Origin of the sequence: Methylocystis sp. B8 (assembly GCF_005771425.1) — a bacterium.
Lineage (GTDB): Bacteria > Pseudomonadota > Alphaproteobacteria > Rhizobiales > Beijerinckiaceae > Methylocystis.
This window is the reverse complement of record NZ_VBTZ01000001.1, coordinates 457781-481440: the sequence shown is the minus strand read 5'-3', so window position 1 is coordinate 481440 and position 23660 is coordinate 457781. Positions and strand designations below refer to the sequence as shown.

Sequence of the window (23660 nt, the reverse complement as noted above, 5' to 3'; positions counted from 1 at the left end):
GGCTCAAAGTTTTCGCCCATCGAAATGGGTCGATTTCAGCGCGCGCGGATCGACGCCTTCGAGACAATTGACGTTGACCGCGACGATCGGCGTACCGTCGCGATCCTCGCCATAGGCGAAAGGCTCGATCCCGCACGTCTTGCAGAATTGATGCCTGATCTTCTTCGTGTTGAAGAGATATTCGCTTAAAGCCTCGGCGCCCAGCCGTAACGTGAACTTCGTCGCGGGCGTGAAGCTCAGCACAGAGCCGAGGCGCTGGCAGCGCGAGCAATTGCAGGTGACGGTATGGTCGAGGTCGAGAGAAGCCTCGAAAGCGACGCCTTGGCATTGGCAGGAGCCGTGATAAAGCGCCTCGCTCATGTCGCTCTCCTCGTCGCGGCCAGCCGAGAGGAAGGCGGCGCCCCGCCGCTTGGCCGGCGTCCCTCGGGGCGAAGGTGGGAGGCTGAACGAAGACCCGCCCAAGCTCGTTAGGGCTGCTTCCTTCCGGACCTGACCCGGTTGGCGAGTGAAGCGTCCACCGCCAACCTCCCGGCCCTTATGTGGCAGAGGACGACAGGCGATGCAAGGCTCGCATTGCGTCGGAGCTGCGAGCCCTGGCCTCCGCAAAACCTTCTTCATTCCACGTTGAAAACCGCGCCGGGGCAGTCATCCTGCCAACCTGGGGAGCTCATCTGAGCAAGCGTCGAGGCCGGCTTCGCCACGGGGATGACCAGCCAGCGCCCGGGCTTATTCAACCAAAAGCGGCGGGTGGTCGTGGCGATGCGCCTCTCCGTGTATTTTGTGTAGGTGGGCGCTGGCGCGGGCAATTTCGGCGGCGTCACGTCGTGCCATGGGCCAAACTCATAAAAATCGAGAAAGAATAAGCGCCATTCGATTTTCTGGTGCTCGTGATGAGCGGCGACGACGCGAACCAGCGAGTTCCCCTTCAGCCACTGCGAACCGATCGAGGACGGCTCCACTTGCTGACAGCGCGTGTGTACGGGCTCCTGCGCCAGAAGCAGCGACTGCCTCTGGCTTTGCGACAGCATGGCGGAAGTGACAGGGAGCCCCAGGTTCGGATCATTCGCTGGCGCGCTGCACAATGTTGGCGCGTTGGGCCCCTGCCCCGTCCACGGATTGCGGTTGCAATAAACGTAACGCGACCCGGCGGACGGCGACGATTCTTCCGCCTTTCCGGTCTCGCGATCCCAGACGCCGCTGACCGTCACCGTTTTCGTCGGCGGACAGGCCACTGTCGGATGGGAGGTCCACCAGTCGACGATTTCGAACTCATAGATCGAAAGTCGCGGCTCCGGCCATTGAACCGCCTTCGCGCTCGTTAGAGCGCGATGATGTTCGCAGGCGAGCCCATAGGTATCTAGCCAGCAGGCCAGCGGAAAATTCTCGCTGGGCCAGCAGCCGGCCTTTGCGGGAGTCGCCCAAATAATGGCGGCGGCGATGGCCATCATGTGATAGGCGCGCATCAATATTGTCCCTTTTTTCGCAATTTGGCCGGTTCGCCAAGATAACGGACCGGCCTCGTCAAAACCGTTTGACCAAACTCAACGCCCTGGTCGGTCTTCTTCCCCCCGAGCTTTCTTCACCCTCTCCCCCAAAATCGGGTGCGCTGCAACTGCGCAGTTGCTAAAGAGAGCGCAAAATTTTTGAGAGGAATCTGCACTTTGATCGCTGCGCCAGCCGAGCCAGACAATCGCCAGGCCGTGAGCCTTGCGGCTATCCTTGCGCATTTCGCGCGCGAGGGGTTCGCGCGCTGCGAGCCACGCCTCCTGCAGCCGGCGCACGTCTTTCTCGATCGCTCCGGAGAGGATTTTCGAGGCCGTCTCTATCTGACGAGCGACGGCTCAGGCGCGGAATTCTGCCTGCGCCCGGAATATACGATCCCCGTTTGCCTCGATTATCTCGCCTCCGCTCAAGCGGGCGAGCCGGCGGCGTTCGCTTATGGGGGTTCGATCTTCCGCGCGCCCGAACATGGCGCGACCGGCGACGGCGAATTTCTTCAGGCTGGCCTTGAGAGCTTCGGCCGTCAGGACCGCGAAGCCGCGGACGCTGAAATTCTTGCCGCTGCGCTCGAAGCCGCGGCGGCGGCCGGCGCGACGGCGCTTAATGTTCACATCGGCGACGCGGGCCTCGTCGCCGCCTTTCTCGAAAGGCTCGACGTTCCCGCAGTCTGGCGCCGACGTCTTGCCGCCGGCCACGCGCGCGGTCAAAGGATTGCGGACATCTTCACGCCACCGAGACGCAACGGCGGTCCGGATCAGTCGGGCGTATTGGCGGCGTTGACCAAAGTCGATCCCGCAGATGCACGCCGTCTGGTTGAAGATTTGCTGTCCATCGCCGGCATCACTGCAGTTGGCGGGCGAAGCGCGGCGGAAATCGCCGAGCGCTTCCTCGATCAGGCCACGCTCACCGAAGGCGCCGCAGTTTCCAACGAGACTCGCGCGCTGGCGGAAGCTTTTTTCGCCATAGACGGCGCGCCCGAGTCCGCTTCCGCAGCCATGCGCCGGCTGGCCGCCGACGCGCAGCTTGACCTCTCAGCCGCGCTCGACGCTTTCGATGCGCGCGCGCGCGCCATCGCCGCACGCGGCCTCGCGGTCAATGACATGCGCTTCTCCGCAAGCTTTGCGCGCCATCTCGACTATTACACCGGCTTTGTTTTCGAGGCCCGTCACGGCAATGATTGCGAACCGGTGATCGGGGGCGGACGCTACGACCGATTGCTCAAGACGCTTGGCGCAGCCTCGGACATACCGGCGGTCGGCGCCGCAATTTGGATCGACCGGCTTTTGCCGAACGCCGGAGAGGCATGATGGCGCGCGTGCAAAAACTCATCGTCGCCTCCCCATCGAAAGGCCGTCTGCAGGAAAACGCCGCCGCCTTCTTCGCGCGCGCCGGCTTGGAGCTGACGCAAGGACGAGGCGCGAGAGATTATCGCGGCGCCGTCGCCGGAGTCGAAGGCGCGGAAGTCGCCTATCTCTCCGCTTCCGAGATCACGCGCCGGCTCGCCTTGGGCGAAGCGCATCTCGGCGTCACCGGCGAAGATTTGGTGCGCGAGGAGATCGCCGACGCCGACAAGACGGTCGAGCTTCTCGCGCCGCTTGGCTTTGGCGCCGCCAATGTCGTCGTCGCGGTGCCGCAAGCCTGGATCGACGTGCGCTACATGAGCGATCTTGCCGACGTGGCAGACGAATTTCGTGCGCGCCACGGCCGGGGGCTGCGGGTCGCGACAAAATACGTCAATACCACGCGACGCTTCTTCGCCGCTTATGATGTATCCGACTACCGCATCGTCGAGAGCTCCGGCGCGACTGAAGGCGCGCCCGCAGCAGGCTCGGCCGATCTCATCGTCGACATCACCACAACCGGCGCGACGCTCGCGGCGAATGCGCTGAAGGTGATCGAGGACGGGGTGATCTTGCGCTCGCAGGCCAATCTCGTCGCTTCTCTGACGGCGCCCTGGAGCGAAACGGCGCGCGAAGCGGCGCGCATCATTCTTTCGCGCATCGCCGCGGAAGAAGAAGCGCGCACGACACGCGACGTGCGGGTGAATCTGCCTGGGCTAGGCGACCAGATTCTGCGTGAGGCTGAGGCGAACTTCGGCGCCAGCGTGCATGAAAGGGCCGAAGATTGCGCGACCTTCTCCTGTCCGTCAAAAACCGTCGCGGCGCTCGCGGACTGGCTGATCTCCCAAGGCGCCAAAAGCGTCACCAGCGCGCGGCTCGATTATGTGTTTCAGGCGGAGAACGCCTTGTGGAGCAAGCTCGCAGGGCGGCTTGGCTGATTGCAGCCTGATTCAAGCCCCCATCAATGCGCCGACATGCGCCGTGACGCTGCGCTCAAGATCTTCAGGTCGATATCCGCCTTCGAGCAGCGAAACGATGCGTCCCTTGCAGCGGCGCGCGGCGATCTCCATCACATGCAGAGTCACGTCTCTGAAATCCTCAGCGACGAGACGCAATCCGCCAAGCGGATCGTGTAGGTGGGCGTCGAAGCCGGCGCAAAAGATAATGAGATCGGGCGAAAATGCGTCGAGACGCGGCAGAATGCGCGATGCGAGCGCCTCGCGAAATTGCGCGCCGCCGTCGCCCTTCACGAGCGGCGCGTTGACGATAGTGTCATGCGCGCCGGTTTCGCTCACCGCGCCAGTGCCGGGATAGAGCGGCATCTGATGCGTCGACGCGTAAAGCACGTTCGGGTCGCTCCAGAAAATCTCCTGCACGCCATTGCCGTGATGCACGTCGAAATCGACGATAGCGATACGCGACGCGCCATGAGCCGCGCGCGCATGCAAAGCCGCAACGGCGGCGTTATTGAAAAAGCAAAAGCCTATCGGCGTATTGCGGGTCGCATGATGTCCAGGCGGCCGCATGGCGACGAAAGCGTTTTTGGCTTCGCCGCGCATGATCGCATCGACGGCGGCGATTGCGCCGCCTGCCGCGCGCAACGCCGCTTCATGCGTGGCGCCATTCATGACGACGTCCGGACCAATGCGCACATACTCCTCGGAGGGCGCCGACTTTGCGAGGCGCAACAAATGCTCTGAACTATGGGCGCGCAGCAGCGCCTCCTGCGGCGCCAAGGGCGCTTCAGCGCGGATAAGACCCGCGAAACGCAAATCTTCAAGCGCGCGCAAAATGGCGCGGAGACGCTCAGGCCGTTCGACATGAGTCGGCCCCATCTCGTGCGCCAGCGCCGCGGGATGTGTGACGAGCAGCGTCGAAGTTGTTTCAGCACGCGCGCCAAGGCAAGCGAGGCTCGCGCTCGCGCCGGCGATTGCGGCCCGGCGCGTGAAGGCTGCAGCGTCACCTGTTCGCGTCATCCCCGTCCGGCCCTCGGCTTCAGGCGCACAGCATAGGAGTTTGCAATGAGCATGTCAGCCCGATTTGGATTGGACAGCAAGAAACGCATTGCGACGAACGGCGAAAGTTGGATGATGCGTGTATGCAAGCCAACGACATGAAGCAGGCAAATACCCTGGATCTTGATGAGGCCCGCTGGGCGGCGGTTGTCGCGCGCGACGCCCGTCACGATGGCGACTTTTACTATTGCGTCAAAACGACCGGCGTTTATTGCCGGCCATCATGCCCCTCTCGGCCGGCTAAGCGCGCCAATGTGCGCTTTTGCGCCACAGTTGAAGAAGCCGAGGCTCAGGGTTTTCGTCCCTGCCGTCGCTGTCGACCTGAAGCGCCGTCGCAGCAGGAGCAAGACGCTGAAAAAATCGCCCGCGCCTGTCGGGTGATCGAAGCGGCCGAAGCTCCGCCAACGCTTGCGCAGCTTGCGCGAACAGTCGGGTTGAGCCCCTATCATTTCCACCGACTGTTTTCGCGCATCGCGGGCGTCACGCCGAAAGCCTATGCACAGGCGCACAGGCGCGCCCGCCTGCGCGATGAGCTGAAAGACAGCCGCACGGTGACCGAGGCGATCTATGGTTCAGGCTATAATTCGAACGCGCGCTTCTACGCGACAACGAAGGAAACATTGGGCATGACGCCGAGCGCCTATCGCGCTGGCGGCGCACGCGAGATGATCCGCTTCGCGATCGGCCATTCGTCTCTCGGAGCGGTGCTTGTCGCCGCGAGCGCGAAGGGCGTCTGCGCCATTTCGCTCGGCGACGATTCAGAAGAACTGCTGCGCGATCTGCAGGATCGATTTCCGAAGGCGACGCTCATCGGCGGCGATGCGGCGTTCGAACGCTATGTCGCCGCGGCGGTGGGCATGGTGGAGCGACCTTGCTCACGCTTCGATCTGCCGCTCGACATGCGCGGGACGGCGTTTCAACAGCGCGTCTGGGCTGCGCTGCGCGAGATTCCAGCGGGCGAGACGGCAAGCTACGGCGAGATCGCGCGACGCATCGGCGCGCCGAAAGCGACGCGCGCGGTCGCCCAGGCATGCGCGGCCAACCCGGTTTCGCTCGCAGTGCCGTGCCATCGCGTCGTGCGCAGCGACGGCGCGCTTTCCGGCTATTACTGGGGAGTCGAAAGAAAGCGTGAGTTGCTTCAACGAGAACGCAAGCCGTAACGACGGCTCTATGCGCTGCGAAGCGCCGCATATTCCTCATTGATCGCGTCGTGCAACTCTCTCCATAGAGGATTGATGCGCACGTCAGGTCCCCAGTTGTAAAGCGCCTTGGCGACCTCCGCGATCGTCTCATTGATGGGTTCGCTTTTTCCCATCTCCAATTCCATAGAAAAAAGCTTCGGCGGCGCGTCGCCTTTCCAAGCGTCCCAATGTTCATTTGAATAGTTAGAGACGCCTCGCTGCGCCCCGAGCGCTTCCGGCGCATATTTGGCGAAGCGTCGATGCAGGGGACCATCTGTCGGCTCCGCGCAGTATGCGTCTCGTACAACGAAATAACGCACATGCTGCAGTTCATGCGCGAGGCAGCAGCCGAGGCGCGCGTCCGTCATTTGCGGGTCGTAATAGATTTCAATGCGGCCGTCGGGGAAAGACTGGCCTTCGGAAGTAAAGCTTTGACCAAGGTAGTCAAAGGTTCTCGTCTGTGGGCTGAGCGTAACTTTGCTGGCGTCATAGCCGAACTCGCGCGCGAGCCTCTGGAGCGTTTCCTGCTTCTTCAAGAAGTGGGAGAGATTTTCAATCTCGCTTGCTGTCCGGTCGGGCGCCGCGGCAGCATGTCGCGGCGGCGCAGCGCCAAGCCAGCAGCGCAGAATAGAAAGCGCCCCGAATCCCCGCCCTTCACCTCGGGGACGCGCTTCGAAACGGCTCCTCATGCGTGATCACCCACTCGAATTCCGGATGCGCCGCCGCGACATGCTCCCACCATCGCCGCCCGTCTTGCAAGCGCGGCGAAAGGTCGTTGACCCGCAGCCGCCCGAAGGCGCCCGGCAACTCTTTTACACCTGCTATGACCGCCTCGACCATGGCGCGTCCCAAGCCGCGCTGCAGAGAGTTGATCTGTTCGAAAACGAGCGTCGGCGGCGCGTATCCGCCGGCGAGCAGGAGCGCAATTCCCGACGCCTCTGTCCCATCAGGCGTGGTGATGAGCTTGGGCGATGTCGACGCCTTGATTTCGAAAAAGCCGCGCCCGTATTGTTTCGAATCGACGAAGAGGCCAAGCGCCGCGAGATTACGGGAGATCGCTTCAGCGATCGCCAGCATCGCGGGGTCGGGGTGAGCGGCCGCATCTCGCCGCCAGGACCGCCAAGCTTTCCAAAACGACATACAGCCTCCCGAAAGGCCGGCCGCATCGGCTCTGCCGCCGTGCCTTTTCCCGCCATTCCGTGCGATAAAGAGCCATGGCGACACCGATTCGCAACGCTTTCGACCCAGGCTTCGGCGTCTATGTCCACTGGCCGTTTTGCCTGTCGAAATGCCCCTATTGCGACTTCAACAGCCACGTCCGGCGCGGCGACGTCGACGAGGACCGCTTCGTCGAAGCCTTTAGCGTCGAACTCGCGCATCGCGCCGCTCTGACGCCCGGACGCGAGGTCCGTTCAATCTTCTTTGGCGGCGGCACGCCCTCGCTGATGTCGCCCTCCACGGCCGAAGCGATCCTATCTCAGATTTCGACCCATTGGACTCTCGCCAAAGATTGCGAGATCACGCTCGAAGCCAATCCAACGAGCGTCGAGGCCTCGAGGTTTAAAGGCTTCAAGGCCGCCGGCGTCAACCGCGTGTCCCTCGGCCTGCAGGCCTTGAACGACATCGACCTTCGCGCGCTCGGACGGCAACATTCCGTCGCGGAAGCCCTGATGGCGCTCGATGTCGCCAATTCTGTTTTCGAGCGCACATCGTTCGATCTGATCTACGGCCGTTCGGGTCAGACCCCAGCGGCATGGCGAAAAGAGCTGGAGCTGGCGCTCGCCCGCGCGCCGGAGCATATCTCGCTCTATCAGCTGACGATCGAGCCCGACACGATGTTCGAGCGCATGGTCAACGCCGGCAAGATGGCGTTGCCGGATGCCAACGTTCAACGCGCGCTCTGGGACGTGACTCAGGAAGTCACCGCCCGCGCGGGCCTGCTGGCTTACGAAGTCTCCAATCACGCGCGGCCAGGCGCCGAGTGCCGGCACAATCTGGTCTATTGGCGCTATGGCGAATATGTCGGCGTCGGCCCCGGCGCTCATGGGCGGATCGTTACGCCTCGCGGACGGCGCGCCCAGGCGGCCGAGCGGCACCCCGAGATGTGGCTGACCTGCGTCGAGACAGAGGGGCACGGCCTCATCGAAGATGAACTGCTTTCATCCGAGCAGGAGGGCGACGAATTCCTACTGATGGGGCTTAGGTTGCGCGAAGGCCTCGATCCGCAGCGCTATTTCCTGCTCACCGGCAAGCGCCTGTCGCAATCGCGCATCAGCGAACTGATTGGCGACGGGCTCGTCGAATTCACCCGCGAGAACAAGCTTCGCGTAAGCTCGGAAGGCTTTCCAGTGCTTGACGCGGTCGTCGCCGATCTCGCGGCGTAGCGGATTCCCTCAGAGAAGGCGCGACCGGCGCCGCTCAATAGACGGCGCCGGCTGAGCGTTCAGGGCGAACTTAGCGCTGGTACAATTTCTCCAGCGCATCAGGGCCGAGAAGTTCGCCAATGCGGCCAAGGATCAGCAGCACGACGCCAAACATCGCGAGCGACATCCATCCGAAAAAGACGAAGCCCCAGTGCAGCGGACCTGCAAAGCCTTCGTCCATCGCCCAGAACGTGTGGCCCCATTCGTTGAATCCCACATTCGGTATGGTCATGAAGACGCCGACCACAAGAACCACGAAGGCGAGAGAATAGCCCTTCGCGAAAGTGGGTAGGCGCGTCCTTGCGTAGAAGAACGCGCCTAGCCCGATGATCGCGAAAAGCGGATATGAAACGTAGAAGGTGATGATATTACTTGGCGTGAAATCCGTGTCGCGTACGGCGGTCATGTGCCAGACGGCCGTCTGCTCCGAAAAGAAACTCAAGCCCCAATAGAGGGCGACCGCAAAAACAAGCAGCCACTGAACCAGATAAATGAGCCGGCGCATTTCAGTCGGGGCGGCCAGGTTCGCCAGATCGCGGTCGCGCGTGCGCCACAGAAAGCCGACCAAGCCGGCCGCGCCGAGGCACGACGCGAGAATCGCAAATTGCAGCAGGCCCATCCAATAGACCTGGAACTCCGGCGCGAATGAATCGAGGCCGACGCTCCAGGCAAAAAATTGCTCATAGAGACGCAGGATGATCACAAACATCATCAGCGCAGCGAGGCTGATGAGAACGGGCTTCGTATCCATGATTTGTTCCGCGCGCACGGCAGCGGAACGGGCTTCGGCTTTTGTCGTACTCATGATTGTCTCCAAATGTCTGAGCTGTCAGGGGGTCTAGCTCCCCTCCTCAAAGGTCTGATGTGTCCGCTAAAGTCGGGAGCTGCATTGGTTACCGCGGCCGACTGAGCGGAAGAGTCTGAGAACTTCGCGCGCCTTTCGCCGCATCGCCATCGAAATGGCGGCGAGGGAGTCGCTCGTCCGCGAGAAAAGCTTCAGACCTGCTGAGGAGGCGCCCGTGGCGATTGAGACGCGCGTTTTGGTTCGATGCGCGGCGAATGATCGGAACTCTCCAGCGGAAGTGAAAGAGCCTCCGCTGGAAAATTCAGAGCGCTTGAAGCGATTGGTTTTAAAGGAGGCGCATCCAGCGCGCCGTGATGAAGAATGCAGCAGAACCCTTGGCAATGGCCGCTATCGGGGACTAGCGGCGGTTCGCCGTTATTCGCTTCCTCTTGCGGCGCGCAAACCGCGCCGATCCGTTCTCCGAGCGCCGCAGCATGTGCGACCGCGATCGACGTCTGCGTGAGAAAAAGGCATGCGACGATCGCCGCGAATATGCGCGCGCGCAGACGCATCCGCTGAAAGTTTGGAGTCACCGCCGCCTCTCGGTTCCGGAGCCAACGTTAGGTCGATCGCGGGCGCGGTCAAGCAAGCCGTCGAAGTTCGCCATGCGACGAAACGACGCCACGAAATTGACGCGCGACAAGACCTCGATCGATGGGCCTGTTTTCAAATTAAATTTCGAGTTTCGCTCTCGAACTGATCGGACTTCGTTGACAGTGATTATTCCTTCGATCGCTATCGTCGATTTGACGTAGCTTTTTTCAGAATTTGATGGCTTTCGACGAAAGCGATCCTCCTTGGTCAAGCTCAGGCATGGAATACAAGCTGCTCGCCGAAACGGACACGCTGTCATAAATTCTATTATGCGGCGGCGCGATCGATGACGCGACGTAGTCGCAAGGTGGCGTAGCGCTTGAGTTGAAGGCTCTCATGCCAGAGGCGGATACAGGCCTTGAGAACGGCGCATCGCGCCCTTTGGAAAATTCGCAGACGGCTGTGCTTGAGGTCGTTCGCGGGCTCGTCATCGAGCTGCATCCGGATTTCGTCGATTCTCGACTCGTGCAACTTGACAGCGACCTTGATCGAGATCTGGCGCTCGACAGCCTGTCGCGCGCAGAGCTGCTGTTACGGCTTAATCACAAATTCAAGGTGCAGCTCCCCGAAAGACTCATCGGAGAAGCGAACCGTCCTCGCGATCTCGTAAATGCGGTCCTCGCCGCCGGAGCGGCTATTGCGCCAACATCGCCTCGACCCGCCTCGCCCACCACGCTTGAGACGGTGGACGAGCCGATCGAGGCCAAAACGCTGATCGACGCGCTTGCACAACATGCCGAGCGTCACGGCGACCGCGAACATGTTTTGCTTTGGCGGCCCGAAGGTCCTCCAGAGCCGCTGACCTATGGCGAGCTCTATCATGCCGCGCGCGCCGCGGCGGGCGGGCTCATTGAGCGGGGCGTGAGCTTTGGAGATCGCATCGCGATCATGCTGCCGACAAGCCGCGATTTTTTCATCGCGTTTTTTTCGGTTTTGTTCTGCGGCGCTGTTCCCGTGCCGATCTATCCACCCTTTCGCTTAGCGCAGATCGAGGATCATCTTCGCCGCCAGGCCGGGATATTGTCGAACGCTGAAGCCAGCGTGCTCATCACCAACGCCGAGATCAGAGTCGTAGGTAAATTGCTCTATGGGCTCGTGAGCGCGCTTCAACACATCGTTACGATTCCAGATCTGAACTCTGCTGCGCCAATATCCGCGCCATTGCCAGCGCCGCCCGACGCCACGGCGCTGATCCAATACACGTCAGGCAGCACCGGCGATCCAAAGGGCGTCGTGCTGTCTCACGCCAATCTTCTCGCAAACATCCGCGCCATGGGCGGCGTGCTGAAGGCTTCGTCAGCGGACAGGGTCGTCAGCTGGCTGCCGCTCTATCATGACATGGGGCTGATCGGCTGCTGGCTTGGCAGTCTTTATTACGGAGCGTCGGCGCTCATCATGTCGCCGCTGTCCTTTCTCGCTGATCCGGCGCGCTGGTTTTGGGCGATCGACACGCATAAGGCGACGATCTCCGCAGCCCCGAATTTTGCTTATGAACTGTGCCTGAAGGCGATCGACGACGCCAAGATCAACGGCCTCAATCTTTCATCTTTGCGGGCGATCATGAACGGCGCAGAGCCCGTGAGCCCGACGTCCCTTGTGCGCTTCGCTCAACGATTTGCGCCTTACGGCTTTCGACCCGAGATGATGACTCCGGTTTACGGGCTGGCGGAAAACGCCGTTGGACTTGCTTTCCCGCCGCCCGGCCGAGGACCCCTCATCGATCGCGTAGATCGCAAGGCGCTCGATCGCGACGGCATTGCACGGATCGCAGACCCAGGCGTCGAAGGCGTCATCTCATTAGTGGCCTGTGGACGGCCTCTGCCTCACCACGAAATCCGCGTCGTCGACGACGCCAGTCGCGAATTGCCGGAGCGACAGGAGGGACGCATACAGTTCCGAGGGCCGTCGGCGACGCGAGGATATTTCCAAAATCCGGAAAAGACTGCCGCGCTGTTTGATGGCGATTGGCTTGAGACCGGCGATCGCGGCTACATCGCAGGCGGCGATATTTTCATCACCGGCCGTATCAAGGATCTGATCAAGCGCGCCGGACGCAACATCTATCCGCAGGAACTGGAAGAAGCTGTCTGCTCCCTTGAAGGAGCGAGAAAGGGCTGCGTCGCGGCGTTTGCAGCGATCGATGCGCGCGCTGGGACGGAAAGGCTGATTGTTCTCGCTGAAACGCGCCTGACCGACGATGCGCGACGGGAGTCTTTGCGCAAAAGGATCGGCGAAACCTCTCAAGCCTTGCTTGATCTTGCTCCGGATGAAGTCGTTCTCGTTCCACCGCACACCATCCCGAAAACATCGAGCGGAAAGATAAGACGCTCGGCCGCGCGCGCCATGTTCGAAACTGGTCAGTTACGAACGAAGGGGACGAGCCCGCAATGGCAGCTTGTGCGTGTCGCCCTCTCCGGCGTCGCGCCTCGGCTGCGCCGCCTCTCAGCCAATTTCGCGATTTCGGCCTACAATGCCTTTGCGTGGAGCATGCTGGCGTTGATCGGCGCCTTCGTGTGGCCATGCGTGCTGTTGACGCCAAGACGGATATGGCGTCACCATCTTGTCGGCTCGGCCGCGCGATTGTTTTTTCGCTTGATCGGCTGCCCGCTTACCATTACGCGCGACACGGCGGTCCCGCAGGAAAGCGCGATTCTCATCGCCAACCATTCGAGCTATCTGGACAGCGCGGTGCTTGTCGCCGTCTGTCCCGGAGAGCTTTCGTTCATTGCGAAGGAAGAGCTCGCGCATCAGCGCGTCGCTGGTCCTTTCTTGCGGCGCCTTGGCGCGATCTTTGTGCGGCGGACTGATCCGGCAGGCGGCGTCGCCGATGCGCGAGCCGCCTTGCAGTCAGCGCGCGCGGGCGTGCGGTTGGTCTGGTTTCCGGAAGGAACCTTTTCGCGAATGCCGGGACTGCTCGGGTTCCATATCGGCGCCTTTTCGACCGCCGCGCAATTGGGGCTCCCGGTCGTGCCCATCACGATCCGGGGCACACGTTCGATTTTGCGCAGCGATTCATGGCTGTTCAGGCGCGGTCCCATCGCCGTTCATATTGGCGCGCCGATCGAGCCTAAAGGCGATGACTTTCAAGCGGCGGTCGCATTGCGCGACGCTGCGCGCCAAAAGATATTAGAGCGTTGCGGCGAACCCGACCTTGGCCACGAACGCGTAATGATGGCGGGGTGAGGTGATTGCAAACCTTGCGTCAGCCGACCTGCCCGCGATGACGCAGGAAATGGTCGGCCAGCACGCAGGCCATCATCGCTTCGCCAACCGGCACGGCGCGAATGCCAACGCAGGGATCGTGACGGCCCTTCGTGACGATGTCGGTCTCCTTGCCGAAACGATCGATGGTGCGGCGCGGCGTCAGAATTGAAGACGTCGGTTTTACCGCGAAGCGCACGACGAGGGGCTGTCCTGTCGAAATGCCGCCGAGCACGCCGCCGGCGTTGTTGGACAAAAACTGCGGTCCTTTGTCTCCGGCGCGCATCTCGTCGGCGTTTTCTTCGCCGGTGAGCTCGGCCGCGGCGAATCCCGCGCCGATTTCGACGCCTTTCACGGCATTGATCGACATCATCGCGGCGGCGAGATCGGCGTCGAGCTTGCCGTAAACCGGCGCGCCCCAGCCAGCCGGAACGCCCTCCGCGACGATCTCGATCACAGCGCCGATGGACGAGCCGTCCTTTCGCACGTTATCGAGATAGTCCGTCCATATTTCCGCCGCGCGCGCATCGGGGCAAAAAAGCGAGTTGCGTTCAATCTCGGCCCAGTCAAAACTTGCCCGATCGATCTTATGCGGACCGACCTGCACCAGCGCGCCGCGAATCGTCACGCCTGGGATCACCTTGCGCGCAACAGCGCCAGCGGCGACCCGCGCCGCGGTTTCACGCGCCGAGGAGCGCCCACCGCCGCGATAATCCCGCACGCCATATTTCGCGTCGTAAACATAATCAGCGTGGCCGGGACGGTATTTGTCGGCGATTTCTCCGTAGTCTTTGGAGCGTTGGTCGGTATTCTCAATCACGAGCGCAATCGGCGTTCCGGTCGTCACCTGTCGGCCGTCGCCGTAGGAGAAGACGCCGGAAAGAATCTTCACCTCATCAGCTTCTCGCCGCTGCGTCGTGAACCGCGACTGTCCCGGCTTGCGCTTATCTAGAAAACCCTGGATGTCCATCACTTCGAGCGGAATTTTCGGCGGACATCCGTCGACGATCGCGCCAAGCGCCGGCCCGTGGCTCTCGCCGAAGGTGGTGACGCGAAACAGATGGCCAAAACTATTGTGGGACATGCGGTCTTCTATGCCTCGCGCCGGCGCCGGTCAAACGATGCGGTTTCGGGCGACCGCGCCATGACGCGGCGCGCGCGCGCCGTTAAGATAGGCGCATGACCCTCACCAATAAGCCCGTCGGCCCCGGCAGCCACATCTTCCTCGTTGACGGCTCCTCCTTCGTCTTTCGCGCTTATTTCCAGTCGATCCGGCAGGATGCGAAATATAATTATCGTACCGACCGGCTGCCCACCGGCGCCGTGCGGCTTTTCTGCACGAAGGTGCTCCAATTCGTGCGCGAGGGGGCGGCGGGCGTGAAGCCCACGCATCTCGCCATCATCTTTGACAAAAGCGAACATTCGTTCCGCAAGGACCTTTATCCCGACTACAAAGCGCATCGCTCCGAACCGCCGGAAGACCTCGTTCCGCAATTTCCGCTCATGCGCGCCGCCGTGCGCGCCTTCGGCCTCACCCCGATCGAACAGGATGTCTACGAGGCCGACGATCTGATCGCCACTTACGCGACGCAGGCGCAGGCCAAGGGCGCGGACGTGCTGATTGTCTCGGCCGACAAGGATTTGATGCAGCTCGTCGGGCCCGGCGTGAGAATGTACGACCCCGCCTCGGGAACCGCCGGAACGAAGGGCGCGCGTGAAGAACGCCTCTTTGGCGAAGCCGAGGTGGTCGACTATTTCGGCGTCACTCCCGATAAAGTCGTCGACGTGCAGGCGCTTGCAGGCGATTCGACCGACAATGTGCCGGGCGCGAAAGGTATCGGCGTCAAGACGGCCGCTCAGCTCATCAACGAATATGGCGATCTCGAAACGCTGCTCGCCAAGGCGTCGGGCATCAAGCAGCCGAAGCGGCGCGAAGCTCTGACCGAGCCAGATGCGGTCGCGCGCATTCTTATTTCGAAGAAGCTCTGCGAACTCGTGCGCGACGCGCCTCTCGAAACGCCGCTCGAAGACCTCGGCCTTCATCAGCCGGACCCTGCGAAACTCATCGCCTTTCTGCAAGCGATGGAGTTCACCACGATCACCCGCCGAGTCGCTGAGATGTATGGGGTGCATGCGCAGGACATCGCGCCTGATCCGGACTTTGTCGGGGCCGCCGGCTGGCGAACTCGGGATGGCGAATTCTCAGAGACTGCCGCGCCTGCTTCTGAGGCTCCGAAACCCGTCGAGAAGCGGACAAGTGAAGCGCTCACGCCGACGAGGCTCGTCTCGGCGCGTCTCGCCGAAGCGAAGACGAACAAGATCGATCGCTCTACCTATGAGACGATCGCCTCGGCCGAGCGTCTGGACCAATGGATCGCGGACGCCGCCGGCGCTGGTCTCGTCTCGATCAATGTCGAAACGACCGTGCCGGATCCGATGCGTTCAGAACTCGTCGGCGTCTCTATGGCGACGGCGCCGGGACAGGCTTGTTATGTGCCGCTGCAGCATCGATCTGGCGAGTCCGCTGACCTTTTCGCCGGCGCCAATTTGGTCGAGGGACAAATTCCGATCGAGGCGGCTCTGACGCGACTAAAGCCGCTGTTTGAGGACTCGTCGATCCTCAAAATCGCACACAACATGAAGCATGATCTGCTTGTCCTCTCGCGGTACGGAATCGACGTCGCGCCGATCGACGATGCGATGCTTATGTCCTACACGCTGGATTCAGGACGCAACGACCATGGCCTTGAACAGCTGTCGCGCCACTATCTCGACCATGACGCTTTGACCTTCGCCTCCGTCGCTGGCGCCGGCCGCAATTTCGTCGGTTTCGCCCGTGCGGGGCTCACGGCAGCGACGGAATATGCGGCAGAACGGGCGGATATTTCCCTGCGCCTTTGGCGCGTGTTGAAACCGCGGCTCTCGTCAGAGCGCATGACCACGGTCTACGAGACTCTGGAGCGGCCGATGGTCGCGACGCTCGCCCGCATGGAGCGAAGAGGCGTCGCCGTCGATCGCACGATCTTATCGCGCCTCTCCGGCGAATTCGCGCAGAACATGGCGCGTCTCGAAGCCGAAATATTCGAGCTTGCCGGCGAGAATTTCAACCTCGGCTCGCCTAAGCAGCTGGGCGACATATTGTTCGGCAAAATGGGGCTGCCCGGCGCGAAAAAGACAGCCACGGGCGCCTGGTCGACTTCCGCAAGCGTTCTCGAAGACCTCGCTGGCGACGGCAATGATTTCGCGCGTCGCATTCTAGACTGGCGACAGGTCTCGAAACTCAAGAGCACTTACGCCGATGCCCTGCCCGGCTATATCAATGCTGACACCGGCCGCGTGCACACCAGCTATGCGCTCGCTGCGACGACGACGGCGAGGCTCTCTTCATCAGAGCCGAATCTTCAGAACATCCCCGTGCGCAACGAGGCGGGGCGCAAGATTCGCAGGGCGTTCATCTCAGCGCCCGGCCGCGTGCTGATTTCTGCGGATTATTCGCAGATCGAGCTGCGGCTGCTCGCCCACATCGCCGACATTCCTCAGCTCAGACGCGCCTTCGCCGATGGCCTAGACATTCACGCGATGACGGCCAGCGAAATGTTCAATGTGCCAATCAAGGACATGCCGCCCGAAACGCGCCGCCGCGCCAAGGCGATCAACTTCGGCATTATCTATGGTATCTCCGCTTTCGGACTCGCCAATCAGCTGAGCATCCCGCGTGAAGAGGCAAGCGCCTATATCAAGCGTTATTTCGAACGCTTTCCCGGCATTCGCGATTACATGGATTCAATCCGCAAAACCGTGCGCGAGAAGGGAGAAGTCTCGACGATCTTCGGCCGGGTTTATCACTTCCCTGGCATCGGCTCCGCCAATGCTTCAGATCGCGCCTTTTACGAGCGCGCCGCGATCAATGCGCCAATCCAGGGCGCGGCCGCCGATATCATCCGTCGCGCCATGACACGGATGGATGACGCGCTCACGCGCGCCGGACTTTCAGCGCAAATGCTTCTGCAAGTGCATGACGAGCTTGTATTCGAAGCGCCGATCAATGAAGCCGAGGCGACGATCGAAGTCGCGCGTCGCGTGATGGAGCAGGCGCCCTCACCTGCCGTTCATCTAACCGTGCCGCTGAAAGTCGATGCGCGCGCCGCCGCCAATTGGGACGAGGCGCACTGATGCTCAGAGCCCTGGGTCGTCTCCGGGCTGCGTTTCTTCCGTCGCCAGCCCGAACTTCAATCGCGTCCAAAACCGCTCGTGGAAATAATAGAGCGCGAACATCGCAAGCAGCTCAACGCCGGTGATTTCGGCGGCAAGCTCTGCGTTTTGGACAAAGGCGTATACGATGAGAAAGGTCGAAACGCTTGCTGGCAAGAGCCACGACAGCGCCTTTACTAGGCTGCGCGTCGGACTTGGTCGAAACGACTCCCGCACAAGCGGCAGCCCTTCCATAGAGGCGTAGCTGAGCTCCGTCAGCGGCGCCGCCGCGCGGCCGTTTGATGCGGCGACCGCTTTGACCATGCCGACAGCCACCGTTTCATTGGTGATGCGGTCGATGAGGATAAATCCGCCGGTTTCGCGGTTCTCGACATAGGGGTCGCAGGCGATCACGGTTTCAAGCGACAGTCGCGCGTCGCCGATTTCGTTGAAGGCGAGAGTCGAACCATCGGCCAGCGGTTGCGGAAGGCCACTCTCAATGTCGATGCGCGCATCGACCTCGGTTACGGCCGCAGGCCCCGTCTTCGTCCCGAGCTTCAACAAATAGTTCTTGCCGACGAGGAGAGGCTCGCGCACGAGCCATAGGAGCTTCGCTTCGAGACGATCTCCGGTTTTCGCTGGCGACACTGGCGAACACAAGAGATCGCCGCGCGAGATGTCGATTTCTTCAGAAAGAGTCAGCGTCACTGACTGACCAGACAGCGCGCTTTCGAGATCGCCATCGAATGTGGCAATTCTCGCGACACGCGTATCCCGCCCCGAGGGTAGAACGCGGATAATGTCCCCCGGCCGAATATTGCCGCCGCTGATGAAGCCGGAAAAGCCGCGAAAGTCGAGGTTGGGTCGATTCACCCATTGCACGGGCATCCGAAAGGGCGCGATCTGCATCACATCTTCGACCGCGACGCCCTCAAGATAGGAGAGCAGCGGCGGGCCTTGATGCCAAGACATATTGGCGCTGCCGTGGACAAGATTGTCGCCATCCTTGGCGACAAGCGGCGCGACATAGATGGAGGCAAAGCGAAGATTATTGGCGAATGCGTGAAAATCCGCTTCGATCTTGCGGAAGACCCCTTCGCTGTAGCCGACGAGATCCATCTTGTTGACAGCGACGACGACGTGACGCACGCCGAACATCGAGGTGATGACGCTGTGTCGGCGCGTTTGCGGCAGGATTCCCTTGCGCGCGTCAACAAGCAGAATGGCGAGGTCGGCTGTCGAGGCGCCGACCGCCATGTTGCGCGTGTATTGCTCGTGGCCCGGCGTATCGGCGACGATGAACTTGCGCTTGTCCGTCGCAAAATAACGATAGGCGACGTCAATCGTGATGCCCTGCTCGCGCTCAGCGGCAAGTCCGTCGACGAGCAAGGCGAAGTCGAGCGCTTCGCCCTGCGTGCCATGCTTCTTGGAGTCGCTTTCGAGCGCTGCGATAATGTCGTCGGGCGCAAGATCGGCGTCGTAGAGCAAACGCCCGATCAGCGTTGATTTGCCGTCATCGACCGAGCCGCAGGTGATGAACCGCAGGAGCGGCTTTTCGCCGACTAACCGTGCAGGCGCGCGCGAAGGCAATGCGGCAGCGACGGCGCCGTGCATGTCAGAAATATCCTTCCTGCTTCTTTTGCTCCATTGAGCTGGAGCCGTCGTGGTCGATAAGCCGCCCTTGACGCTCCGAGGAACGGCTCTCGCGCATTTCCGCAATGATCTCGTCGAGAGTGGACGCATCGCTTTCTATGCCGCCCGTCAACGGGTAGCAGCCGAGCGTGCGAAAGCGCACCTTTTTATGTTCGATCGACTCGCCTGGCGCGAGCTTCATGCGATCATCATCGACCATGATAAGCGTGCCGCCGCGGCGCACGACAGGCCTTTCTTTGGCGAAATAGAGCGGAACGACGGGAATGTTCTCGCGCGCGATGTAATCCCAGATATCCGCCTCGGTCCAGTTGGACATTGGGAAAACCCGCAAGCTTTCGCCTGGCGCTTTTCGCGTATTGTAGAGACGCCAGAATTCCGGGCGCTGATTCTTCGGGTCCCAACGGTGCTGCGCCGTGCGAAATGACAGCACACGCTCCTTGGCGCGCGACTTTTCCTCGTCGCGACGCGCGCCGCCGAAAGCCGCGTCGAAGTTGTATTTGTCCAACGCCTGTTTCAGCGCCTCGGTCTTCATAATCTCGGTATGAAGCTTCGAGCCATGAACAAAGGGGCTAATGTCCATCTCAATCCCTTTGGGATTGATATATTCGATGAGTTCGACTCCAAGCTCCTTCACGCGACGATCACGAAATTCGATCATCTCGCGAAATTTCCATGTTGTATTGACATGGAGCAATGGAAACGGCAGTTTCGACGGATAAAAGGCCTTCATGGCGATGTGCAGCATCGCCGCCGAATCCTTGCCGATGGAATAAAGCATCACCGGCCGTTCGCATTCGGCGACGGTCTCGCGCATGATGTGGATGCTTTCGGCCTCGAGTCGATCGAGATGGCCGAGCGGACGCGCCGCGAGCGCTGTCATTGGTCCGCCTCTTGCGGCGCGCCACGGCGCAACACGCCGTCTTCGCCAACATGAAGGCCGCACTCCTTCTTATTGTCTTCTTCCCACCACCAGCGGCCAGCGCGCTCGCTTTCGCCGGGAAGCACCGCGCGCGTGCAAGGCGCACAGCCGATCGACAGAAAGCCCTTGGCGTGAAGCGCGTTGATGGGCACTGAAAACTCCTCAACCGCCGCAACGACCGCGTCGCGCGTGTAATCTGCAAGCGGATTAAGCTTGAGCAGCCTGTGAGTCTCATCAAAGGCGATAATTGGCGCGTCCGAGCGCGCCTGAGACTGATCCGCCCGAAGCCCCGTCACCCAGCCTGAAACGCCGGCAAGCAGCCGCGACAACGGTTCGACCTTGCGCACATGACAGCAGGCCTTGCGCGCCTCAACGGAGTAATAGAAACCGTTGATTCCCTGATCTTCGATCAGCGCTTCAAGCGGCGCAGCCTGCGGGCAGACCGCCCGAATGCGCCGCGCATAACGCGCTTCCGTGCGCTCCCATAGCTCATAGGTTTCGGGAAACAGCCGCCCCGTGTCGATCGTCGCGACGTCGATATCGAGTCCCTGCGTGAAGATCGAATGCGTGATGAGCTGATCCTCTATCCCGAAACTCGTGGTGAACACGATCCGGCCGGGAATGAACTCGCGCACCAGCACCAGGCGATGATCAAGATCGAGCGGCGCGAGTCGCGGCGCCAGCGTTTCAGCGATGGAAGGTTTCATGAGCGCGCGGCCCTCCTACGGGCCTCAAGAATCGATCCGCGCCCGGCATAGCCGCGCTGATAGCTCATCGAATAGGTGTTGAGCGCAACGCGCCACTGCTCTTCATCCTGACGATCGGCGAGATCGTCGGGGATTTCGATCGTATCGAAGCCACAGCCGATCGCATGAGCGTATTGGTCGGCCACAAGTCGGCCGCTCGCGCGCAACTCGCCTTTAAATCCCGCGCGGCGCAGAAGGGCCGCCAAGGAGAAGCCGCGACCATCGGAGAAGGCCGGAAAAGAGATTGAGATAAGCTGAAGTCGCGGCAACGCCTGAATGAGCGACGAAGGCTCGGTCGTGTTCGGGACGATCACGCCGAGCGATGATTCCGTCCCGAGAACCTCCAATGCATGTTCAAGTCGCGGCAGCGACACGATGACCTCGCCAGTCTTTGGCAACGCTTCCTCGTCGGCGAGGCGGCGCCATGAATCTTCGACGAAACGGCCTTCAGATATCAGCGCCATCTTCGCCCTCCCGACGCAAGACGTCTTTGAACCGCACATGACCGATGCGGCGCCAGGTGTCGATGAACGCTTCGCCCTCCGCGCGTTCGGCAAGATAGAAATCGACGAGATGCTCGATGACGTCCGGGACCTGGTCCGCAGTGACGCCAGGCCCAAGGATTTCGCCGATCGACGCGGAAAAGGTCGGATCGCCGCCGAGCGTGATCTGGTATGACTCTTGGCCTTTCTTCTCCAGGCCGAGAACGCCGATCGCGCCGACGTGATGATGACCGCAGGCGTTGATGCAGCCCGAGATTTTGATGCCGAGTTTGCCGATGCGCCGCTGCCGCGACATGTCTGAGAAACGCTTCGAGATCGCCTGCGCGATAGGAATCGAGCGTGCAGTCGCGAGCGAACAGTAATCGAGACCCGGGCATGAGATGATGTCCGAGACAAGGCCGGCGTTCGCCGTCGCAAGACCAACTGGCTCGAGCATCCGCCAAAGCGCTAAAAGATCGTCCTGCTTCACATGCGGCAGGATGATGTTTTGCTCGTGACTGACGCGCAACTCGCCGAAACCGAAGCGCTCGCTCGCGTCGGCGAGGACGCGCATCTGTTCGGACGTGGCGTCGCCGGGAATGCCGCCGATGGGCTTTAATGAAACCGTGACGATGGCGTAGCCGGGTATCTTGTGCGCGCTGACGTTGACATCAACGAAATTGGCGAAGGCCGGCGTCTCCAATTTTGCGGTGCGCAGCGCCGAAGAAGCGGCGGGCAGCGTTTCATAAGGCGGCGGCGCAAAAAAAGACGCGATGCGCTCAAACTCGGCGGGATCGTGGGAAAAAACCGAGCAGTCCATCGCCGCAAATTCGGCTTCAACCGCAGCGCGGATTTCGTCAATCCCTTTCTCGTGGACGAGAATTTTTATGCGCGCTTTGTATTTGTTGTCACGCCTGCCGAAGCGGTTGTAGACGCGCATGATCGCCTCGAGAAAGGCGAGCAAATCCTCTCGCGGCACGAAGTCGCCGACAATCTTGCCGACAAAGGGCGAACGGCCGAGACCGCCGCCGACGACGACCTGATAGCCAATCTCGCCTCTTTCGTTCCTGAGAATACGCAGGCCGACGTCATGCACCATGATCGCCGCGCGGTCGTGCTCGGCGCCCGTCACCGCAATCTTGAATTTGCGGGGCAGGAATGAAAACTCCGGATGCAGGCTCGACCACTGCCGCAAAAACTCCGCCGTCGGGCGGGGATCTTCGATCTCATCCGGCGCCACGCCAGCGAAATGATCAGCCGTCACATTGCGGATGCAGTTGCCGGACGTCTGGATCGCGTGCATCTCGACGTCGGCAAGCGCTTCGAGGATGTCTGGCGTGTCGACAAGCTTCGGCCAGTTGTACTGCAGATTTTGGCGAGTGGTGAAATGGCCGTAGCCCTTGTCCCATCTGTCGGCGATATCGGCGAGGCGGCGCATCTGGCGCGCCGTCAGCGTGCCATAGGGAATAGCGACGCGCAGCATATAGGCGTGAAGCTGCAGATAGAGTCCATTCATCAACCGAAACGGCCGAAATTCCTCTTCCGTCAACGCGCCGGAAAGCCGACGACGCACTTGCTCGCGAAACTCCGCCACGCGTTCGCGCACGAAGGCCGCGTCATATTCGTCGTAGCGATAAGTCGTCACCGGCGCATTGGGCCGCTGCGCCACGCGCAAATCGACCGCCGTCATGCCGCGCTCCCGGGGAACTGTTTGCCGAGATCGAGGCGCACGCTCGGCCCCTTCACGCGCATCCTTTCGCGATAATGCAATGGCGTCGGCGCGCCATCCCCGCCGATCTCGACGTCGGCAAGATAGACGTCGACCACTCGATTGGCGGAAACGTCGCGCTTGCCCGCCGCTTCGAACGCCGCAGCCTCGTCAGCGTTCTGCGCCACGCATGCGCGACGATGGTCGCGCTCCCAGCCGGACGGCCCGAGAAACACCACTTCGCCGTCCGCCAGATTTGAGGCGATGAGGATCTGGGGATGTTTGAAGGCGGCCATCATGTCTCCTGCGCGAGCTTCAGTCGAAGACCGCTCATCTCGTCCGACCAAATGATTTGGCAAGAGAGACGCGAATTTTCGTAAAGCATCGGCAATTCATCGAGTTTTTCAATTTCTTCTTCGCGGGGCGGCGGCACGCGGCGCGCCCATTCCACATCGAGGATGACGTGGCATTCCGCGCAGGCGAGCGCGCCGCCGCAGGTGTTATCCATACCGACGCCATGGTCGCGCAAAATCTCCATCAGCCGCCAGCCTTCAACGGCTTCGAGTTCATGAACCACGCCGTTGCGGTCCTCCACGTGCAGAGTCGCCAGACCTTGCTGCGACGATGACTCGGCGGGCCGCTGTACGACCATATTCTCGAAGCTGCTCATGTCCCTGACGCGCGAATCTGGTCCGCGCCGGCGAGCAGCCACGGACGTTCTGTATTTCGAACGCATAAACCTGCAAAACGCACGAATGTCAATTTACGTTCCAGCTATGGAGCATATTAATAATAACATAAATATAATGTTATTTTATGACGTCACAATTGCAGCGCCATCGAGGATTAGCTGAATCGGAGCA

The 23660-nt window shown here is 61.3% G+C and carries 20 protein-coding genes and 1 other RNA gene; 6 read left to right on the top strand and 15 right to left on the bottom strand.

The window, feature by feature from the left end; genetic code table 11:
• Positions 1-3 precede the first annotated feature (3 nt).
• The 3 genes from FEV16_RS02275 to FEV16_RS02265 form a co-directional block, all read right to left on the bottom strand.
• On the bottom strand, positions 4-360 hold the full coding sequence (locus tag FEV16_RS02275; RefSeq protein ID WP_138165969.1) for a GFA family protein: 357 nt from the start codon (positions 358-360) through the stop codon (positions 4-6).
• 73 nt (positions 361-433) lie between these two features.
• Positions 434-530: signal recognition particle sRNA small type (gene ffs / locus FEV16_RS02270), an RNA gene on the bottom strand.
• 84 nt (positions 531-614) lie between these two features.
• Positions 615-1463, bottom strand: coding sequence for a hypothetical protein (locus FEV16_RS02265; RefSeq protein WP_138165968.1), 849 nt, complete (start codon positions 1461-1463; stop codon positions 615-617).
• Between the two features lie 198 nt (positions 1464-1661).
• On the opposite strand from FEV16_RS02265, the gene FEV16_RS02260 reads away from it, so the two are divergent.
• Together FEV16_RS02260 and hisG are read left to right on the top strand one after the other, a co-directional pair.
• Positions 1662-2807, top strand: a complete 1146-nt coding sequence (locus tag FEV16_RS02260; protein WP_246657132.1) for an ATP phosphoribosyltransferase regulatory subunit — start codon at positions 1662-1664, stop codon at positions 2805-2807.
• Positions 2807-3778: an ATP phosphoribosyltransferase gene (gene hisG / locus FEV16_RS02255; RefSeq protein ID WP_138166450.1), complete on the top strand. Its 972-nt coding sequence runs from the start codon at positions 2807-2809 to the stop codon at positions 3776-3778. Before FEV16_RS02260 ends, hisG begins: the two co-directional genes overlap by 1 nt.
• 12 nt (positions 3779-3790) lie before the next feature.
• On the opposite strand, the gene FEV16_RS02250 is transcribed toward hisG, so the two are convergent.
• A complete protein-coding gene (locus FEV16_RS02250) occupies positions 3791-4816 on the bottom strand; it encodes a histone deacetylase family protein (RefSeq protein ID WP_138165967.1) in 1026 nt (341 codons plus the stop codon).
• 137 nt (positions 4817-4953) lie between these two features.
• Here FEV16_RS02250 and ada point away from each other — a divergent pair, with 137 nt between their 5' ends.
• Entirely contained in the window at positions 4954-6015 is a 1062-nt protein-coding gene (gene ada, locus FEV16_RS02245; protein ID WP_246657131.1) for a bifunctional DNA-binding transcriptional regulator/O6-methylguanine-DNA methyltransferase Ada, read from the top strand.
• A gap of 8 nt (positions 6016-6023) precedes the next feature.
• Here the strand turns inward: ada and FEV16_RS02240 are convergent, their stop codons facing one another.
• Both FEV16_RS02240 and FEV16_RS02235 read right to left on the bottom strand, forming a co-directional pair.
• Positions 6024-6572, bottom strand: coding sequence for a hypothetical protein (locus FEV16_RS02240; RefSeq protein WP_246657130.1), 549 nt, complete (start codon positions 6570-6572; stop codon positions 6024-6026).
• A gap of 118 nt (positions 6573-6690) precedes the next feature.
• On the bottom strand, positions 6691-7176 hold the full coding sequence (locus FEV16_RS02235) for a hypothetical protein (RefSeq protein ID WP_138165965.1): 486 nt from the start codon (positions 7174-7176) through the stop codon (positions 6691-6693).
• A 74-nt stretch (positions 7177-7250) separates the two neighbouring features.
• Here FEV16_RS02235 and hemW point away from each other — a divergent pair, with 74 nt between their 5' ends.
• A complete protein-coding gene (gene hemW, locus FEV16_RS02230; protein WP_138165964.1) occupies positions 7251-8420 on the top strand; it encodes a radical SAM family heme chaperone HemW in 1170 nt (389 codons plus the stop codon).
• Between the two features lie 70 nt (positions 8421-8490).
• Here the strand turns inward: hemW and FEV16_RS02225 are convergent, their stop codons facing one another.
• Positions 8491-9264: a methane monooxygenase/ammonia monooxygenase subunit C gene (locus tag FEV16_RS02225; protein WP_138165963.1), complete on the bottom strand. Its 774-nt coding sequence runs from the start codon at positions 9262-9264 to the stop codon at positions 8491-8493.
• Between the two features lie 969 nt (positions 9265-10233).
• On the opposite strand from FEV16_RS02225, the gene FEV16_RS02220 reads away from it, so the two are divergent.
• Positions 10234-13080, top strand: coding sequence for an AMP-binding protein (locus FEV16_RS02220; RefSeq protein ID WP_138165962.1), 2847 nt, complete (start codon positions 10234-10236; stop codon positions 13078-13080).
• A gap of 19 nt (positions 13081-13099) precedes the next feature.
• On the opposite strand, the gene aroC is transcribed toward FEV16_RS02220, so the two are convergent.
• Positions 13100-14182 (bottom strand): chorismate synthase, encoded by a 1083-nt coding sequence (gene aroC / locus FEV16_RS02215; RefSeq protein WP_138165961.1) that lies wholly within the window; start codon positions 14180-14182, stop codon positions 13100-13102.
• A 95-nt stretch (positions 14183-14277) separates the two neighbouring features.
• Between aroC and polA the strand changes: the two genes are divergently transcribed.
• The gene (gene polA / locus FEV16_RS02210) at positions 14278-17271 is read left to right on the top strand and encodes a DNA polymerase I (protein ID WP_138165960.1); all 2994 of its coding nucleotides are present in this window, start codon (positions 14278-14280) and stop codon (positions 17269-17271) included.
• A 3-nt stretch (positions 17272-17274) separates the two neighbouring features.
• Here polA and cysN read toward each other — a convergent pair whose 3' ends face one another.
• Genes cysN through FEV16_RS02175 form a run of 7 tightly spaced genes read right to left on the bottom strand, consistent with a single transcriptional unit; the run spans position 17275 to position 23467 of the window.
• On the bottom strand, positions 17275-18903 hold the full coding sequence (gene cysN / locus FEV16_RS02205; protein ID WP_138165959.1) for a sulfate adenylyltransferase subunit CysN: 1629 nt from the start codon (positions 18901-18903) through the stop codon (positions 17275-17277).
• Between the two features lies 1 nt (position 18904).
• The gene (cysD, locus tag FEV16_RS02200; RefSeq protein WP_138165958.1) at positions 18905-19822 is read right to left on the bottom strand and encodes a sulfate adenylyltransferase subunit CysD; all 918 of its coding nucleotides are present in this window, start codon (positions 19820-19822) and stop codon (positions 18905-18907) included.
• Positions 19819-20568, bottom strand: coding sequence for a phosphoadenylyl-sulfate reductase (locus FEV16_RS02195; protein WP_138165957.1), 750 nt, complete (start codon positions 20566-20568; stop codon positions 19819-19821). Before FEV16_RS02195 ends, cysD begins: the two co-directional genes overlap by 4 nt.
• Positions 20565-21071, bottom strand: coding sequence for a DUF934 domain-containing protein (locus FEV16_RS02190; protein ID WP_138165956.1), 507 nt, complete (start codon positions 21069-21071; stop codon positions 20565-20567). The genes FEV16_RS02195 and FEV16_RS02190 overlap by 4 nt, the downstream gene beginning before the upstream one ends.
• A complete protein-coding gene (locus FEV16_RS02185; protein WP_138165955.1) occupies positions 21055-22779 on the bottom strand; it encodes a nitrite/sulfite reductase in 1725 nt (574 codons plus the stop codon). The genes FEV16_RS02190 and FEV16_RS02185 overlap by 17 nt, the downstream gene beginning before the upstream one ends.
• Positions 22776-23096 (bottom strand): DUF2849 domain-containing protein, encoded by a 321-nt coding sequence (locus FEV16_RS02180; RefSeq protein WP_246657129.1) that lies wholly within the window; start codon positions 23094-23096, stop codon positions 22776-22778. Before FEV16_RS02180 ends, FEV16_RS02185 begins: the two co-directional genes overlap by 4 nt.
• Positions 23093-23467 carry a 2Fe-2S iron-sulfur cluster-binding protein gene (locus FEV16_RS02175; protein ID WP_138165954.1) on the bottom strand — a complete coding sequence of 125 codons (375 nt, stop codon included), beginning with the start codon at positions 23465-23467 and terminating at the stop codon, positions 23093-23095. The genes FEV16_RS02180 and FEV16_RS02175 overlap by 4 nt, the downstream gene beginning before the upstream one ends.
• Positions 23468-23660: the final 193 nt, after the last annotated feature.